Origin of the sequence: Pelagicoccus sp. SDUM812005, from assembly GCF_031127875.1 — a bacterium.
Classification (GTDB): domain Bacteria; phylum Verrucomicrobiota; class Verrucomicrobiia; order Opitutales; family Opitutaceae; genus Pelagicoccus.
This window is the reverse complement of sequence record NZ_JARXIA010000014.1, coordinates 86,494-103,700: the sequence shown is the minus strand read 5'-3', so window position 1 is coordinate 103,700 and position 17,207 is coordinate 86,494. Positions and strand designations below refer to the sequence as shown.

Annotated in this window: 12 protein-coding genes; 3 read left to right on the top strand and 9 right to left on the bottom strand. The window is 52.9% G+C overall.

The annotated features are described in order from the left end of the window. Window positions 1–48: 48 nt before the first annotated feature. Window positions 49–1,395: an NADP-specific glutamate dehydrogenase gene (gene gdhA / locus QEH57_RS16230; RefSeq protein ID WP_309007815.1), complete on the top strand. Its 1,347-nt coding sequence runs from the start codon at window positions 49–51 to the stop codon at window positions 1,393–1,395. 32 nt (window positions 1,396–1,427) lie between these two features. Beyond that, a complete protein-coding gene (gene azu / locus QEH57_RS16225) occupies window positions 1,428–1,865 on the top strand; it encodes an azurin (RefSeq protein WP_309007814.1) in 438 nt (145 codons plus the stop codon). Between the two features lie 527 nt (window positions 1,866–2,392). Here azu and QEH57_RS16220 read toward each other — a convergent pair. From QEH57_RS16220 to QEH57_RS16205, 4 genes are all read right to left on the bottom strand, one after another. Beyond that, the gene (locus tag QEH57_RS16220) at window positions 2,393–4,705 is read right to left on the bottom strand and encodes a nitric-oxide reductase large subunit (RefSeq protein WP_309007813.1); all 2,313 of its coding nucleotides are present in this window, start codon (window positions 4,703–4,705) and stop codon (window positions 2,393–2,395) included. Between the two features lie 134 nt (window positions 4,706–4,839). Beyond that, window positions 4,840–5,388, bottom strand: coding sequence for an HPP family protein (locus QEH57_RS16215; RefSeq protein WP_309007812.1), 549 nt, complete (start codon window positions 5,386–5,388; stop codon window positions 4,840–4,842). 326 nt (window positions 5,389–5,714) lie between these two features. Continuing rightward, a complete protein-coding gene (locus QEH57_RS16210) occupies window positions 5,715–6,827 on the bottom strand; it encodes a hypothetical protein (RefSeq protein WP_309007811.1) in 1,113 nt (370 codons plus the stop codon). 64 nt (window positions 6,828–6,891) lie between these two features. Next, window positions 6,892–7,377, bottom strand: a complete 486-nt coding sequence (locus QEH57_RS16205; protein WP_309007810.1) for a hypothetical protein — start codon at window positions 7,375–7,377, stop codon at window positions 6,892–6,894. A gap of 732 nt (window positions 7,378–8,109) precedes the next feature. On the opposite strand from QEH57_RS16205, the gene QEH57_RS16200 reads away from it, so the two are divergent. Continuing rightward, entirely contained in the window at window positions 8,110–10,677 is a 2,568-nt protein-coding gene (locus QEH57_RS16200) for a PPC domain-containing protein (protein WP_309007809.1), read from the top strand. Between the two features lie 853 nt (window positions 10,678–11,530). On the opposite strand, the gene QEH57_RS16195 is transcribed toward QEH57_RS16200, so the two are convergent. The 5 genes from QEH57_RS16195 to QEH57_RS16175 all read right to left on the bottom strand — a co-directional run bounded on the left by QEH57_RS16195 (window position 11,531) and on the right by QEH57_RS16175 (window position 17,031). Then, the gene (locus QEH57_RS16195) at window positions 11,531–12,196 is read right to left on the bottom strand and encodes a hypothetical protein (RefSeq protein ID WP_309007808.1); all 666 of its coding nucleotides are present in this window, start codon (window positions 12,194–12,196) and stop codon (window positions 11,531–11,533) included. A gap of 172 nt (window positions 12,197–12,368) precedes the next feature. Further along, a complete protein-coding gene (locus QEH57_RS16190) occupies window positions 12,369–12,719 on the bottom strand; it encodes a hypothetical protein (protein WP_309007807.1) in 351 nt (116 codons plus the stop codon). A 673-nt stretch (window positions 12,720–13,392) separates the two neighbouring features. Next, complete coding sequence (locus QEH57_RS16185; protein ID WP_309007806.1) at window positions 13,393–13,761, bottom strand: hypothetical protein; 369 nt, start codon at window positions 13,759–13,761, stop codon at window positions 13,393–13,395. 774 nt (window positions 13,762–14,535) lie between these two features. After that, complete coding sequence (locus QEH57_RS16180; RefSeq protein WP_309007805.1) at window positions 14,536–14,976, bottom strand: hypothetical protein; 441 nt, start codon at window positions 14,974–14,976, stop codon at window positions 14,536–14,538. A 3-nt stretch (window positions 14,977–14,979) separates the two neighbouring features. Next, complete coding sequence (locus tag QEH57_RS16175) at window positions 14,980–17,031, bottom strand: RHS repeat-associated core domain-containing protein (RefSeq protein ID WP_309007804.1); 2,052 nt, start codon at window positions 17,029–17,031, stop codon at window positions 14,980–14,982. Between the last annotated feature and the right edge of the window lie 176 nt (window positions 17,032–17,207).

Here is a 17,207-nt window from a genome sequence, read left to right as displayed (position 1 = left end):
AAAATACCCGGACACCACATACAGCTGGGCAAACACGATAAAATACATATGGGTAAAGCACTAGATGAGAAGCTGGAGCCCTCGCTTCAAACCGTAATTCAACGAAATCCCGGCGAGACCGAATTTCACCAAGCCGTACGCGAAGTCTTCGAGTCACTAGGCCCCGTACTCGCCAAGTATCCAGAATTTGGGGAACACAAAGTCATCGAACGCATCTGCGAACCGGAGCGACAGGTTATCTTTCGCGTCCCTTGGGTCGACGACAAGGGACAAGTTCAGATCAATCGCGGTTTTCGCGTCCAGTTCAACAGCGTTCTCGGCCCATACAAAGGGGGCATCCGCTTCCACCCTTCCGTCTACCTCGGAGTCGTCAAGTTCCTAGGCTTCGAGCAAATCTTCAAGAACGCCCTTACCGGCCTGCCCATCGGCGGCGCCAAAGGCGGCTCGGACTTCGACCCCAAAGGCCGTTCGGACTCGGAGATCATGCGTTTCTGCCAGAGTTTCATGACTGAGCTTTGGAGGCACCTAGGCGAGTACATCGACGTACCGGCCGGCGATATCGGTGTGGGCGCCCGCGAAATCGGCTACCTCTTCGGGCAATACAAACGAGTCACCAACCGCTACGAGTCTGCCGTATTCACCGGCAAAGGCCTAGACTGGGGCGGCGCCCGAGCCCGCAAGGAAGCCACGGGATACGGAGTCGCCTTCTTCCTCAACGAGATGCTCAAAGTTCGCAGCGAGGGCCTCGAGGGCAAAACGTGCAGCGTTTCCGGCTCCGGCAACGTCGCCATTTACGCCATCGAAAAGATCCACCAGCTAGGCGGGAAAGTGGTCGCCTGCTCGGACTCCGACGGATTCGTGCATGACAAGAACGGGATCGACCTCAAGCTGCTCCAGCAGGTCAAGGAGATCGAACGCAGACGCATCAAAGCCTACGCCGACCGTTCCGACGCCAGCTACATCTCCGGCGGTTCCATCTGGTCGATCCCCTGCGATGTCGCAGTTCCCTGCGCCACCCAGAACGAACTCAACGGAAACGACGCCAAGATGCTCATCAACAACGGTTGTTCCGCAGTCGCCGAAGGAGCGAACATGCCCACCACTCCGGACGGAATCCGCGCCTTCCTCGCGGCAGGCGTCGCCTTCGGTCCCGGCAAAGCCGCCAACGCGGGTGGCGTCGCCACCTCGGCGCTGGAGATGCAGCAAAACGCTAGCCGAGATTCCTGGACCTTCGAGTACACCGAATCCAAGCTATCCGCCATCATGGAAGGCATTCACAACCGCTGCCACAGAACCGCCGAAGAATTCGGCACTCCGGGCAACTATATCAACGGTGCCAATATAGCTGGATTCACTAAAGTCGCCCGTGCGATGGTGGCGCTTGGCCTCATTTAATCAAAATCAACTAAAGCTCTAATATCTATATCATGAATACACTTAAAACATTGATCGTATCTATCGCTACCTGGCTCGCAACCACCGCCCTATCCGCCGCAGACGTTCAGCTAGAACTCGGCTCGAACGACGCGATGCAATTCGACAAGAGCGAACTCAAGGCGGCCGCTGGCTCCGAGGTCACGCTCACCTTAACCCACAACGGGAAGCTTCCAAAGGCAGCCATGGGCCACAACTTCGTGCTCTTGAAGCAAGGCACCGATATCGCCGCCTTTGGCACCAAAGCCATATCCGCCGCCGCTACGGAGTACATTCCCGAAGGCAAAGAAGTCATCGCGCACACAAAACTCATCGGCGGCGGGGAAAGCGCCTCCGTCACCTTCGCTGCGCCTCCCGCCGGAACCTACGACTTCATTTGCTCATTCCCCGGCCACTACGCCCTCATGAAAGGCAAGTTCATCGTCGAATAAAAAAGCACAACAAGAGCATTCGTAAGAATAACCTAATTAATTTCAAAACTCACTCGCCATGCCGAGTGAGTTTTTTCAGCTGCAGGCATCAGGTGACCACATTATAAAGCGCGACGATCCCTCGCCCTCTTCGCATTCCGTCAAGTCATCCGACCCGAACTCTTGACAGCAAGAGTCTCGAACAGAATAGCAGCTATCGCAAACACGCCAACCATTAGCCCGCTCCTTCTCTGACATCTCAACACCGCAACGCTCGCAGCAAATATCTTGTTGCCCCGTCCCATTTGCCTCATTCATAAACCCTCATGGCTATCCTTGCTTCTTAACGCCATAGAGGCCTGCTCCACATTCTCTAAGGCATGAGTCAGAATCGCACAATCACTCGACGCATCACTTGGCGTTTCGCTGCAAACACCCCACAGGACACACTCGCTCCATCTCCACGTATCATGATACCTGATATAAAAGAAAAAGATGACACATTGGGAGAGCCATCTTAGTCATTTCTCAAGAATTCCGAGGCGCTCTCAACCACGCATTTCGCGCTTCAACAAAGAGATCTTCACCACGTGCCAAGCTAAGGCTACGATTCCAGCGGCGAAGATCACATCGCCCGGCACACGTCCCCAGCGTAGCCACTCCATAACCGGGTGCTGCATAAACTCCGCAGAACGGGCGTACCACATGCCATGCTCCATGCTCGCCCAGACTTGCCAAATCCCAATGGGCAACAACGACAGTAACACCATCGCCAGCAAGCCGATGTTCAGGCTCCAAAACGCGAATTTCAGCGGACGCTCCTCCTCGCTCGTGGTTGGCCTTAGCGACTTCAGACAGAACAGCATCAAGCCTATCCCCAGCATTCCGTAAACCCCGAAGAGCGCCGTGTGGGCATGAACTGGAGTCGTATTCAACCCTTGCATATAATAAAGTGCGATAGGCGGATTTATCAAAAATCCGAACACACCCGCTCCCAGCAGATTCCAGAACGCTACCGCTACGAAAAAGTAGATCGGCCACTTGTACGCCTTCACCCATTCCGTAGAGCGAGAAAGCTTCAAGCTCTCCGTCGCCTCGAACCCGATCAACACCAGCGGCGCCACTTCCAAAGCGCTGAAGACCGATCCCAAAGCCAGGATCGCCGTCGGCGTACCCGTGAAGTAGAGGTGGTGAAAGGTTCCGATAATCCCGCCGAAGAGAAAAATAGATGTAGAAGCCAGAGACGCCTTCGTCGCAAAGCCTGCCCCGATCAATTTCAGCCGTACGAAGAGGAAGGAGATCACCACCGTGGCAAAGACCTCGAAAAATCCTTCCACCCATAGGTGCACCACCCACCAACGCCAGTACTCGGCCAAGGCCAAATGGGTGTGCTTGCCCCACATCAAGCCCGCGCTGTAGAAAATCGCGATCGCGGCGGACGCGATAAGGAAAAGGGCAATCAAGTGGCGATTCTCACCCGGACGGCGAAAAGCCGGCCAAATCGAACGCAGCATCAAACCGAACCACAAGAAAAGCCCGACCAACAAAAAGATCTGCCAAAAGCGGCCCAAGTCCACGTATTCATAACCTTGATGCCCAAACCAGAAGTTCGTATCCAGACCCATCTCTTGGCGAGTCGCCAACCACTGGCCGAAAAACGAACCGACCACGATGATCAAAAGGCAGACGAACAGGAAGTTCACCCCGAGCCGTTGAAACTTCGGCTCGTATCCAGAAACCGCCGGCCCCAGGAAAAGGCCCGTCGCCAACCAAGCAGTTGCGATCCAGAATATCCCCAACTGCGTGTGCCAGGTACGAGTCACCGAATACGGGAGCCACTCCGCGAGCGGTATTCCGAATAGTCCATCGCCTTCCACGCCATAGTGGGCCGTCACAATCCCCATCCCGACTTGGAGGACAATAAGCAAAGCCACGGTCCAAAAGTACTTCACCGTTGCCTGCATCGAGGGCGTGATCCGCTCGGCTAGCTTCGGAGCGGTAGGCGTCGGCTCCAATCCTTCCTCCCCATGTTCGACCGAAAGCCGCCATGCCAGAATTGCGATCCCGATCAGCAACACGATCACGCTCGCGATCGACCAGCCCAAAACTCCCGAGCTCGGCGTATTTCCGATAGCCGGTTCGGCCGGCCAATTGTTCGTGTAGCTAATCGCCCTGTCGTCATTCCACGCGTCTTCAGCCGCAAAGTCTTCGCGTACCGTTGTCGTCGACCAAGACGTCCAAAACAGGAAGGCGTTCAGAGCGAACTGTCGCTCCTCGTCCTTAATCGTGTTCTTGGCGATCGCATAAAAATCACGTAGTTCGACCGGGTCGTATCCTCCGTCTACATACGACAAAAGGTCCTCGTCGAATACAGTCGAGTCCCCGAAGATCGCCGCATAGTAGCGAAACTGCGCCTTGATCGCTTCAGCCCGTTTTTCCGACACCTTCAAGGTACCGGTCTCCGCGTCGTATCCATTCGACCGGATCTCCTTGCGTACCGCCAAGTCGATGCCCGCCCTATCCTCCAAATCCAAGCCTTCGTAGGCTCCGCCGAAGCGCTCGCGAGCGAATGCATCCCGCAACATCAGCAACTCCCGATGCACCCAGTCTGCATTCCAGTCCGGAGCCACGTAAGAACCATGTCCCCAAATACTCCCTACTTCCTGGCCCCCAATAGACTGCCAGACCATTTGGCCCGTCTGGATGTCCTCTCTTTCGAAAAGCGTTTCTCCCGCTTCGGTCACCACCCGCTCCGGAATCGGCGGCGCCTTGCGGTAGATCTCCACCCCATAGTAACTCAAAACGGCGAACGAGCCGATTAATACGAAGGCCAAAAATGCCCAATGCTTCGCGTATTTCATAGCTAGATTTCTAACGGTTCTCTAAAACGGATACCTTTATCCAATTAGAATGCAAAACCGCCGATTCTTAATTGGATGTCAATGTCCTTTTAAGAAAAACACACTCTCTCGCACGCGGCTAATTGGCAGATAACCTAAAACCAGAAAACCGGATAATGACGCTTGGAATTACGCGAGAGATTGTTTACGAACAGTCCTATCAACAAGAGAACTACCGACGCTGTTGCCACTGGAAAGAAAGCAAAACCGTAACCCAGCGTCTGCACGCCCGCGCCGCCCGTAACCGCGATCAAAGCAGTCGCCCCGCCCGGAGGATGTAACGTCCGTGTCAGATGCATCACCACGACCGACAGGGAAACCGCAAGGGCGCAAGCCAGCACGGGAAATTGACCGCAAGTAGCACTCACGAGAACGCCAACCAAGGCCGAGAACACGTGACCGCCGACCAGGTTGCGCGGCTGCCCGAGCTCGGCGTTCGGAGCGCCGAACACCAATACAGCCGAGGCACCGAACGAGCCGATCAAGAATACACTATCCCGCTCGCTTAGACGCAGGGCTTCGTTGATCGCGGCGATGGCATAGATTCCCGCAAAGGCACCCAGCCACGACCAGACCACCTTCTTCAAAGGCTCCCGTTTCGGGCCGCGCCCCTTACCCTTCATTCTTCTGACGTAATTTTTCATACCTTTCCCGCTTCAAGTTCTTCCGGCGAAAAGCCGCAGACGCTGCACATCCCATAGGTGGCCGACAAGTCTTTTATATCGTATTACGCTATTTACCAACCATCACCCTTAGTAACAACTTCCAAAGAGCCCGAGTTCTACCCAAGTTTGCCCACCTCAATCTGCAACCTATTGATTATCAACATAACCAAACAGGCTCATAACCTGAAGGTCTTCGAAGGGGGCAATTGACGGCTCCGATGATACCGCTTTGGAATTGAATCGAAAGTCATGTTTGAGGAAGTGAAAAGCCGCTCGAAAATCCCCAAGCGGCTCTCGCGTCTAGCTTACTTCGGCATGAACTCTGGGCCCTTGTTGTCGCGGGCCTCTCGCTCAATCTTTTCCTTTTTCAACCGAGCGTCCTCGCAAAGTCGCTTCTTGAGTTTTTTGGCCTTCTCCAGCCTCGCGTCCACGAAGGGCTGTAGACGATCGACCAGTCTGCGATAGGCCTCCTCGTAGGTCTTTTCTCGCTCAGCCGTCTCTATGGTATTCTTGACCGTTGCGTTAACCTCGTCGGCTTCCTTCAAGAAGAAGCGGATTTCCTTCATGCGGTCCACTTCGGCCATCATCCCAAGTTCGAGATCTTGCGCTTCGTACTTTTCACGAATGTACTCCTCATACTCACGGTTGGCATCACGAACGACACCCTTCAGGTATTCACTGTCTTTGGTCAGTTTCCATACCGCGAAATCGAGCGCACGATCCACGTAACAGGATACGACGTAATCCGGCGGCAGCGTACCCGACTTTTGACTACGCTTTTTGAGAAACCCTTTCAGGTTATCCGCGTACCGCTTCGGCAAATACCCTTGCTTGCGAAGTCGCAACAACGCGATGAGCGCAACGCCAGCCCTAGCGACACGGTTGTTACCTCTCTTTGTCGCCGGATTGACGAGTTTGTTGTCTTCGGTGATTCGCGTATGGCTCGGATGAAAATGCAGGCAACCGGCATTCGCATGCACCGCGACGGACAAAACCCTCGCATTGGGATCCGCCTCTTCCCATTTCGTGCCGACCAAGATTGCCAGTTCTCTAACCACTGGAGCCAAGTTGCATCCAGCCTTGTCGAGCGCCTTGAGAATTCGATCCATCAGCCCGCTTACAGTCACGGTGTCTTTTAGAATAGGATCCTTAACCCTCTGCTTTTTCCACTTCAATTTTCCGCTTCCGTCACCGCGATCGGTAAGCCGTAAGTAGTGAGTCAAATTTGCTCGTTGCGTCGCCATGAAGGGCGAGTATTCTCCATCCATGAACTCGCTGCCGTCTGGCTTCAAAACCCACCCGAGCCCGATCGACTTGAACTTATATTCCGGAAGCGACGCGAGCTCGTCGGTCATATCGATGCTCTGGGCAAACGCCTTAATCAGCGCTTCTTTCGCGTTGTCCTTTTTCGAAAGCATCGACTTCGGGTCGTTATGCTCGTCCTGGTTCTTGGAACGCTGAGGACCGTGGGATGACTTGCCTTTACTTCGCTTCGACATTGGGCACCTCCATATCTACTACCTTTGCCATTGCTGCCTGGAGAGCTCCCGAAGTGTCCAACTTCAAAAAAGCAGGTTTTAGTTGGTCGGCAACCCGCCTGTGAAATGGCTTGCTAGCCATCGTCTTGAGGCATTCAGCAACGGCACAAGCCTTGAACCTGCCGGATGCCAGATACAAGTTTTGACGCGCGAGGGTAGCCAGCTGCCCTTCCGTCAAAAACGCCCTTCCATGCTGCGGCTTGATCGCAACTGCTTCAGCTTGGACTTGGCCATTCGTTTTGCGAGGCTTGCGTTTCGCATTCTTCACCGCCTCTTCCAAGGGTTCAGGTAGCTCTCCCTTAAACCCGATCAGGGGAGCAACAACCGACCATGGTATCAAGGTCTCGTCTTCGGCTCGAAGCTTGGGATCGCTTGTTTTCGTTTCCTTCTCAGGGTTTCTGTTTGTTTGTGAATTTAACATTACAAACATTCGTATGGGAGGTTTTCAGAAAAAAACTAATCGATCAGGCCACTTTTTTTGAGGGAGCGGTCTTTTTCTCCCCATTGCCCTCAGGCCGTCACCTCCTGGAACGTGATTCTGCACCGCTAACGGAGAGCTCCATGGCTGAGAGCTGAGCTTCTGCCAGCACCTGAAAGCCTCGAGCACACAAACACAGCCACTACCTGGAAATCCTTCGAAGAATAAACCCTCACTCTCGAAGAACGACTTTAGGCCAAGGGTTTGATCCCGCCAACTCCGGACCCCATTCGCCTCTCGGCTACAGAAAACGACTTTAACGAGACGAACGATCTCGATGATGCTTGAAGACTTCGGAAATAAACCCTCTCCGAAGCTCCAGACCCAATCCGTAATTCGCCATACTATAATAGCCCACAAGTCGTTGAGGACCGTGAATGTCACAGCTTTTCAAAACCCTCTTCGATAGCTTCAACAAGCTCTCAAGCACAGGTACAGAATTAAGAGGCACCTATTGGAAAACACGGCATTCGCCCCCATCGACATTCCCGCAGACCCAACGAATCCTCGACCCAAACCGCAGCTTCGTGCTCAAAGGCCAGGCGGAAAATGGACTATTTGCTTCACGGACCTGGATCGCGAAAATTATTATACGCGGGGTTACGTATAGCATAGGCAAATCAAATCCTTCTATAGGGAGATCCCTCTTGAGCAACCCTCACTTATCCTAGAAAGTTCGCTCCCATGGAATCACCCTCTTGCTTTAAATCCCCTCTAGGGAGGCTAGTTCGTTTCTTAACGCTGGCGTCAGCCCTCTTCGCTTCGCTTCCTCACGCACTCAGCCAAACTGCTCTCACCAATGGCCTCATTGAATACGACGGCAAGATCGACTGGGGCGACGTCGACGAGTGGGTTTTCAACGCAGAAGCAGGTGACTTCATAAGTCTTAGAATGGCAGTAGACGAATACAAAGACGAAGCACCTACTCCCTATATATATTTGGACTTTAACGGGGAAGTCCTATGGAGCGAATCCGGTAATTTCCGATTCGACATGAACAAGACCCTCATCGCTCCGTACACTGGAAAATACCACATCCAAATCGGCGACGTGAATGGCGTACCGCTCTTAGGGCGAATCGAATATATTCTGTCACTCGCTCAATCAGGGAGTCCTTTCACAACTCGAGAAGGAGATCAAGGCGGCCCGCTCACCAATGGACTCAGGCACAGCGGCCAATTGATCAGAGGAGATTCGGACATGTGGAGCTTCGAAGTCGAAGCGGGGCAAAACATAGATATTTCGGTAGTCGAAACCGAGGCGTTCGGAAACCTATCCATAGGACTTCGAGTGTTCGACGAAACGGGGGCATCTGTCGCATCGGACTTCGACAGCACGAATTCAAAGGTTAACTTCATTGCCGAGTCCGCAGGAACGTACACCGTCATCGTGCAAAACGATAGCACCGATGACGACGCCAATGGCTCGTACCACCTCTACTACTCTCGCTTCCCCGACGAGATCACAATATCCGAAGGCGACGAAGGAGGCCCCCTGCAGAACGGCGCTAGAACTACTGGCACCATCGATACCGGCGACGTCGATCTTTGGACCTTCCACGCGGAGATCGGAGACCCGATCGACATCAGCGTAGCCAAAACCAGCGGAAGCATATCGCCTCACTTGCAGGTATTCGCTCCCGACGGATCCAGCGTCGTCTGGGATTCGGACAGCGACAACGCCAAGGTTTTTCTGTACGCCGAGCAAGCCGGAACCTACATAGTCAAGGTCGAGAACGGCAATGCCAACGCCCCACAACTCACAGGTACATACGATCTCTACTTCTCGAACATGTTGAACGACTTCGTCATCTCCCAAGGCGACGAAGGAGGCGCCTTGCAAAACGGCGCCAGAACTCCCGGCACCATCGATACCGGCGACGTCGACCTTTGGACTTTCGACGCGGAGATCGGAGATCCGATCGACATCAGCGTAGCCAAAACCAGCGGAAGCATTTCGCCGTACCTGCAGGTATTCGCTCCCGACGGTTCCAGCGTCGTCTGGGATTCGGACAGCTACAACGCCAAGGTTTTCCTCAGAGCGGAGCAAGACGGGACCTACATAGTCAAGGTCGAGAACGGCAACGCCAACGCCCCAGAACTCGCAGGCACATATGATCTCTACTTCTCGAGCATGCTGAACGACTTCGTCATCTCCCAGGACGACGAGGGAGGCCCCTTGCAGAACGGCGCCAGAACTCCTGGTACCATCGACACCGGCGACGTCGACCTTTGGACCTTCGACGCAGAGATCGGAGACCCCGTAAACATTAGCTCAGCAGTAACCGGCGGAAACATCTCACCGTACCTCATAGTCTTCGCTCCAGACGGAACGACCGCAGCTTGGGACTCGGATAACGACAACGCCAAAGTGTTCCTCAGAGCAGAGCAAACCGGCAGGCACGTCATCGCCGTTGAAAACGGCAACGCCAACGCACCCGAACTGGCAGGAACCTACGATCTCTACTTTTCAAACATGATGGAGGAGTTCACCGTCTCCGAAGGTGACGAAGGAGGCCCTCTCCAGAGCGGCGCTAGGACGCTGGGAACTATCGATACCGGCGACGTCGACCTTTGGACCTTCGACGCAGAGATCGGAAATCCCATATACTTAAGCTTCGCGGAGACAGGCGGAAACTTTTCGCCGTACCTCATAGTCTTCTCGCCCGATGGAACGACCGCGGCTTGGGACTCGGATAACGGCAACGCCGAGGTATTCCTCACGGCGGAACAAACCGGCAGGTACGTCATCTCCGTCGAGAACGGAAACGCGAACGCGCCCGAACTCACCGGATCGTACAAACTCACTTACTTCAACAACGCCTCCAACGACGGGTATGTTGGATTCGTTTTGAGCGAAGGCTACCCGCTCGCAGGCTCCGGATTTCAAGATGATCTCAATGAAGATGGATTCTCAAACGGATTGGCCTATGCTCTTGGTCTTCCCATTAACCAGCCCTTCAGCGACACAAGCCCCACCCTGGTAATCTCGGCAGCATCATCGGATCCCGTATTAGAGTTCCGACTACCGGAGCAAAGACCCAACGACATCACATACAAAGTGGAATTCAGCGTAGACCTGACGACGCCATGGGCCCCGATTGCAACATTGGAATCCAACGCGACATCCTGGCAGTTAAACCACGAAAACGGCGTCATTGAAACTGATGGCTATGACGTTCGAATCGGAATGAGGAGCGAACAGGAGACCCATGACGGTATCTTTCTTCGACTCACCGTCGGCATCGAATGACAGCGCAATAGCCTTCACCGTTGGGACGCAGCTCAACCGCCAAGGGTTCGAGTAACGAATCACCGAGTAAGCCAACGTACTAGCAGTACCTCCGCAAAAACAGAGAGCACAAATCAACGCTACCATGAGAGGATAACGTCTCGGCCCATCGAACCTCCACTTCTTCAACGTGCTGAACGCCTTTCCGAGAAAGGGAACAACAACACCCTTGCTTGCCACCTTGTAGCAAGCTGTCGGGTCCTTCGATCTTGGACAGACCGCGACCGCATACCTATGCAACAATTACATCGAGCTACAAGACCTGATCAACTGCAACGATTCCAAACAAAATGAGATTCGAGAAACGCTCCCCGCGGCGCTTCAACAACACCTCAAAGCCGAACTCAGTTTTTAGCGGGGGCATATTAGACAAGACGGCTTAATGCCCCCGACTTTCCGAAAAAGGTAAACGTCAGGCCTCACACGAGAGTTTGCAGCACAAATTAAGGTTTCAGAAGTAAACCCTCTTACCATCTGGATCTGAATACGAGATCTGAGCTGCCAGTTTAAGTGCGATCTGAACAGATGCGTTTTCGTTTTTTCAGACTCCCGAAAGTCCAGCTGCACTCCAGGCATCAGAAAAAGGGTCTCATGCCACAATCGTTTTCTCTGAAAAAACGAGGAAGCAAACAACAGTGGTGGGCTTTCTGGAGCAGGTTGGGCTAATCATCCCGGATCGATGCTCAAAAAGCTCGTGAAGCAGGCAGCCTGCCGATTTTGCAACTTTCCTTTGATTTAAACCAGACTTCCGACCACGAACATCTAGTGGTCGGAGCTGTGCTTGAGCGAGCGAGTTCTCTGTTTTCCAAGTTGGCTACAAAGCGAACCAAGCAACATCTTCTCCAGAAATCCGACTCGATTCGAGGGCTGCGTCTAAGTCATCTATGAACTCCGCAACGATCTCGCCCAGAGCCTTTCCAGTCATCAAGGACATCGTCTTGGGAGTATCTGATTTGAGCAAAGCCATCTTCTCCTCGGTTTTGGCAGCATATGCTTTTTCGAGGATCACGCTTCCAGACTGGTCCACGACACGAACCCTCAGGTCAACGTAGCCATAGACCGGAGTAGAAGAGCTACCATAGGCAATCCCGCCTAAGCCACCAGTCAACAAGCTCACCGTGAATGCAGTCCTTGTCTTTCGATCATGGCCGGGCACTTCCCAATCGAACTTGACCAGCTCCGTTTGTATCCGAATAGTGGAGGCAAGTTCTCCTTGATCTGAGAATAGCCCCGAATCGCTCAACTCTTGCTCAAGGATCCTTTGGATCTCTTGCGGTGGCTTGGCAGAAAAAATGGGATCTATCGCCTTTTCTTCCCTGAGGTCCACGATGTCTTCCACAAGGACCTTCGCCGCGAATGGCGTCCTGTCTGGATGGGAAATCGCCTCGTGATGGAGAGCGACTCCTGTAAATTCGCGACGCGTCGCGCAGCCGGCTAGCAAAATAACGGCAGCTAGCGTGATGATTACTTTAATACTCATAGTTTATACGATTAAAAACGTTTACCCAAAGAAACCGCGTTTCGCCCTTGAACCAATCGAAGCCCTATCTTCTAGAAATCACAGCTAGCTATTGGAGGTGACTGATTCGGTCGCGAGCCATCTCGCTGGAAATCGCAATACGGCATAGGACTGTTTGAGATCGATTAGTCCATCAATCGCATTCGATTCGCAGGCTTTCAAGGAATTCCTCGCCAATCCGACGCGACTCCAAATCGGGCAATTCCCCGGCACTCTCGCGAAAGTGGTCGGTGTAGTAGATTGCAATCCAGCTATCTTCGCAGGGATGTGGCATAAGGTAACCAGTATCGACGATTAAGGAACCAAAGTCACCTGTGTAAGTTGCGACGATCGCAAACTCAAAACGGATAGCAGGATACCCTTTGAAGATAGTCTCCTCGAACGACGAACGGATTACATTGTGCTCATATTCGACTTCCTTCTCCTTCACTATGGCTTTGGCAATATCTGACAATGATCCGACCAACGTCGGAAGCTTCTCCATTGGGATAACTTCAAAAGCAAAACCGAAGTTCCATATGCGATCCTTCCTCCTGAGGGTGTAATACGCAGAGCATTCATATTTGAAAGCGTCAGGAAAAACCGACCTTTGAGCATACCTAACCCCAGTTACCTTTGGCGGTAAAATCGATAGCTGATTGCATGTGTAAGTCTTTCCAAGATCTGTAACGATCTCTATCCCTCGGGTGTGGAAAGGTGCACACCCTTGAGTCACCGCAACTCCAAAGAGCAAGCCGAGAGATACCAGATACTTGAGACTAGTCCTCATCGTTCCACTCAGAGATAGAGGCGGCTCGGACCGTACCAGTAGCGGGCGGTCTCGGAGTTCTTGGTGATGTCCATAAACAGACAGACAAAGGAGGTGAACATGGTAGGACGTTTTATTTTGAACATTGACCCGATGGAGCGGACTCCAAGCCCCGAGCACGCGGCAGCGGGTGAGATAGTGTTGCAGTGGAAGAGTTGAACGCAAATTGAGTATCCAGATAGTGGATCAGTCAGCGACTTGACTTTTGACCGTTGCCCCCTGCTGGCTTTCTCCGTACCGAGAGCAGACAGCAACAGGCATGTCGGATCTTGTCGACGGCGTGAGGCCGAAGGGCCAACCGCGAGGGAGCTATTGCCACATAGTAGTAGTTCAAAGCAAGTTAACTAGCTCACCCAAAAAGTGAAGTGGCGTTAACGTAGACGTCTATCTCCTTAACAGTTTTCGCTTCATCCAAGATCACCTCGATATTGACCTGGCTCTTGATGAAAAATCCGCGCTTCAACTTCTTCGAAGCAAAGTACCCATTGTGTCCCTTGTCGAATACATGTCCCCAGCCAAGTTTCTCCAATACGCAAACAACCCTCGCTTCATCACTACCTACCGGAAGCAGCAGTTTCAGTTCTCGCTCAAATTCCTCTTCGTTTCCTACTTTTTCAGCTGCTAATAACTTTTCCATCATCAATTCCTCACATGGAGTTTTAGCTGTCGCTGAGATTGCGACAACTATTGCCAATAAGATGATTTTATGTGTCTTCATGGTGCTGTTGCTAGTACATAGTTAGACCCTGGTGCCCATGCCTGAGGTGGAGGCCTCTGCCCCGCAAGTACTTCCACCGCTTGGTGTGCAAAGCTGTTACTATTGAAGCCGAGTGGACTGTACCTAGTATCCGCCATATTTACCGATTCGGCGAAACACTGCAAGGCATCACGGAGTTCATAAGCCGCTTGGTTTGTCGTAAGAATAATTGAAGACTGAGCTTTCGGATTCCAATCGATGTGTTTCGACTGGAACCTCTTCACCTCCCCCTCAACTCGCCCGAAGAAGCTAGATGCTCTTTCGCCATCGTAATCCGCATACTCTTTCGTGACCTTACCCCAAGCTGCTCGAGGACCACCACGAGCGACCCATTGCGCACCTGTAGTGTTGTCAGTGATCACTAAATACGCATGCGTTGGACTTAACGGCGCCAACCATTTTATGATTCTGTTGTAGCCGAGTTCGACCTTCGTATCGCCCGTCGGTGCCGCTATTGAGCTACCGCTCTGGCTGCTTCGGGAACCAGCTGAGTTCAAAGAGCGAGTGAACGCAAGTCGAGTGCGGTTGTACTCTGGATTAGGGCATTTTGACCCAATTTGGAGGCTCCTGCGAGTTGATGACTCGCTCCTGACCTTTTTTGGCCAATCAAGAACGATCGTCGACGGCATTAGGGCGAAGACCCGACCTTTAGGCAGATGGTGCCACGTTAAAAGAGTTGAATGCAAATTGACAGTATCCAGATGTTGGATTTCCCCTAAAACAGCTCTTTGATTATTAATCCGCTCCAACTGCTTTCCCTAGGAGCTTATTGCGAACCTCAAAATAATCCTCGTCCAATACAAAGCTAAATTCTTTAATAATGTTTTGATTACTATCACTATTTTCATAAAAAATAACAAATGAAACTTCACGATCATTCTCAAAATGGTGAGCCAATCTGGAGAATGACTCTTTAGCCTTAACTTTTAGCACTATCCTTCTAGATTCATTACTCAGTGTTTTTAATCTAAGATTTAATGTCTCTGTAACAGAAAAGCTCACCATAAGATCAGCCTCAAGTTCAATAAAACCTGCTTCGCCACTAAGGTCTGCACTCGATTCCTCAATATTTCCTCTGATCAAAATCTTTTCCAAAAAAAGAGATTCATCCGATGTTTTTTCTGACCCCAAACAAGCTACAGCACATAAGATAATAGAAACTACATTTCGAACCATTTTCTAATTCCCCAACAAGCTGTTATAGTGATTAATTTCGGCAGTATAAGTACGAATCTCCGTCTCGTAAATGAACTTTATATTCGCCGCGAAAGCTCCAAACCGCTTTTCTACAGGCAATGCAAGAAAGTCGTTAACATGAATTTTTTCGTGGATTGTCACTGCATTTAGCCTGTCGCGGCCTAGCTGAGTGGTTGGATTAAGAAGGTAATCAGATATAACGTAGCTCACGTTTCCGTCAACATCTACCAATGTTCGCCCATTAATTGTCCCTCCAGAGCCAAACCGTTTAGCTATAACCTCGTTTACTCGATCGATGTAGGCGGATGAGGATCGGGGCATTTCGCCTAACCCTGGCCCAAAGTCTATCGTTAGATCATCCTTCATCTCTTCCCAGACTTCTTGGTATATTTCACGAATTTTCTCAGCGTCCGATTTCCACTTAGCAATCTGCGCAAGTTCCTCTTCACTCCTGGCCCCATGCTGAGCCTGATTGAACATGTAAGTGAAGGCTCCGCTGACGGCTCCGTTAGCGAACTTGCCGCCGCCGAGCGAACTCGCAGTGCCGCCTACGAAGGCGGAGGCTATCGTTTTGGCAATGTCGCCGTTCACCTTTGCCGTTATGTTCGGTGCTGCTGCTGAACTAAAAAAGCCCGCTGCGAAGCCGTGCTGGAACTTTCCACCTTGGACTTCGGCAAGCCCACCTTGGGCAACGCCATGAGAAGCCCACTGCGGCAATCCTTCAAACCATGCGTTGTTCTGGGCGAAAGTCCCGATACCATGGGCGATGCCGCCAGACACCGCGCCTACAACCGCACCCATCGCTCCAGCCTTGAACGCGTCGCCAAGGCTGCCTCCGTTGAGCAGACTGCCTGCAAATCCCGAAGCAAACCCGGCTCCCGCCCCGGCGGCGATGGCCCCTCCTAGCGACATTCCGAGCCCTCCCGACCCGACCAATGCCGACATCGCGTTTGCAAAGGTAAGCGTAGCCCCCGTAGCGAGCCCCGTAACTCCTCCGGAAAGGTAGAGGGCAGTTCCGGCCGTAAAGGCGGCAGCGACCACTACCGCAGCGATCTTCAAGATGTCCTTGAACTTTATGAACCCGCTGGGATCGGTGTAGACCAGCGGCGAATTGTTCACGTAGCTGTAGCGGTTGTAGGACTGCGAATCGCTGGCGTCATCGACGAAGGGGTCGGCGGACACGAACCTGCCGAGCTTGTAGTCGAAGAGGCGCCCGTTCATATGGATCAGGCCGTAGTCCACCAGCATCTCGTGGTCGGTATAGCCGCGGCGGTCGACGATCTCCGCCCCGCCCGAGGTCGGGAACCTTGTGGACTGCTGGCCCCATGGATCGTAGGTGAATTGGCGCTCGAGCGTAGCGTTCTCCGTTGTCAGGGCGAAGATCGACCCTTGGGAATCGGCATGGAAGTAGCGCAACTTGACTCCTAGTCCCGAGAACCCGGAGTTGGTCAGGACTCGCACCGCGGTACGTCCGGACGGGGTGTTGACGTAGAACTTTTCCCGGTCGCCGGACCCTACGACCGCAGCCTTGCGCTCGTAGAAGTCGCCCACGTAGTGCGTGAGCTCCCCGATTGCCTGGTCATGCGCCGTGATCCTCTGGCGGTTCGGACCGTACCAGTAGCGGGCGGTATTGGAGTTCTTGGTGATGTCCCGCACCATGTTGAAGCTGTTCCAAGTCAATGCGAGTCCGTCGCCGCTGGTACGGTTACCGTTTAGGTCGTAGACGTAGACGGCGGTCCCGTTTCCGGTGGCTTGGTACCGCTTCGTCGCGCTATATCCGATTGCGCCAGCGCCAGGCTTGCTCGTCAGGTTTCCGAGCGCGTCGTAGACATGCGTTCCGTTGCTCGCTGAGATGAAGCCTCCAGCGTAGGTCGTGAGACGATTGAGGCCGTCGTAGCCGTAGGTTTCGTTGATCGCGGAACCGTAGGAAGTATCGGAGCGGGAAACTACGTTGCCGAGTTCGTCGTAGCCGTAGGCGATCTCGAGAATCTTCGAGCCAGCGCCACCGCTGCGGTAGGACTTGGTGGAGATCATCCGCCCAGTTACCGGATCGAAGCCTCGCTCCCAGCTGGCGGCGTTGCCGAAAACCGCCTTCTGCAGCGATCCCCAGTCGGAGTAGTCCTTCGCTTCCCAGAATACGTATCCGGCGGTGATATCGCCAGAAAGGGCCGTCGTTCCGGCCGACGCCTTAACTTTCCAAAGGAAGCCGT

Bases quoted from the DNA above. Each gene is read 5' to 3' on its own strand.
- gdhA (WP_309007815.1), top strand. From the start codon at position 49: ATGGGTAAAGCACTAGATGAGAAGCTGGAGCCCTCGCTTCAAACCGTA.
- azu (WP_309007814.1), top strand. From the start codon at position 1,428: ATGAATACACTTAAAACATTGATCGTATCTATCGCTACCTGGCTCGCA.
- QEH57_RS16220 (WP_309007813.1), bottom strand. From the start codon at position 4,705: ATGAAATACGCGAAGCATTGGGCATTTTTGGCCTTCGTATTAATCGGC.
- QEH57_RS16215 (WP_309007812.1), bottom strand. From the start codon at position 5,388: ATGAAAAATTACGTCAGAAGAATGAAGGGTAAGGGGCGCGGCCCGAAA.
- QEH57_RS16210 (WP_309007811.1), bottom strand. From the start codon at position 6,827: ATGCTTTCGAAAAAGGACAACGCGAAAGAAGCGCTGATTAAGGCGTTT.
- QEH57_RS16205 (WP_309007810.1), bottom strand. From the start codon at position 7,377: ATGTTTGTAATGTTAAATTCACAAACAAACAGAAACCCTGAGAAGGAA.
- QEH57_RS16200 (WP_309007809.1), top strand. From the start codon at position 8,110: ATGGAATCACCCTCTTGCTTTAAATCCCCTCTAGGGAGGCTAGTTCGT.
- QEH57_RS16195 (WP_309007808.1), bottom strand. From the start codon at position 12,196: ATGAGTATTAAAGTAATCATCACGCTAGCTGCCGTTATTTTGCTAGCC.
- QEH57_RS16190 (WP_309007807.1), bottom strand. From the start codon at position 12,719: ATGGAGAAGCTTCCGACGTTGGTCGGATCATTGTCAGATATTGCCAAA.
- QEH57_RS16185 (WP_309007806.1), bottom strand. From the start codon at position 13,761: ATGAAGACACATAAAATCATCTTATTGGCAATAGTTGTCGCAATCTCA.
- QEH57_RS16180 (WP_309007805.1), bottom strand. From the start codon at position 14,976: ATGGTTCGAAATGTAGTTTCTATTATCTTATGTGCTGTAGCTTGTTTG.
- QEH57_RS16175 (WP_309007804.1), bottom strand. From the start codon at position 17,031: ATGATCTCCACCAAGTCCTACCGCAGCGGTGGCGCTGGCTCGAAGATT.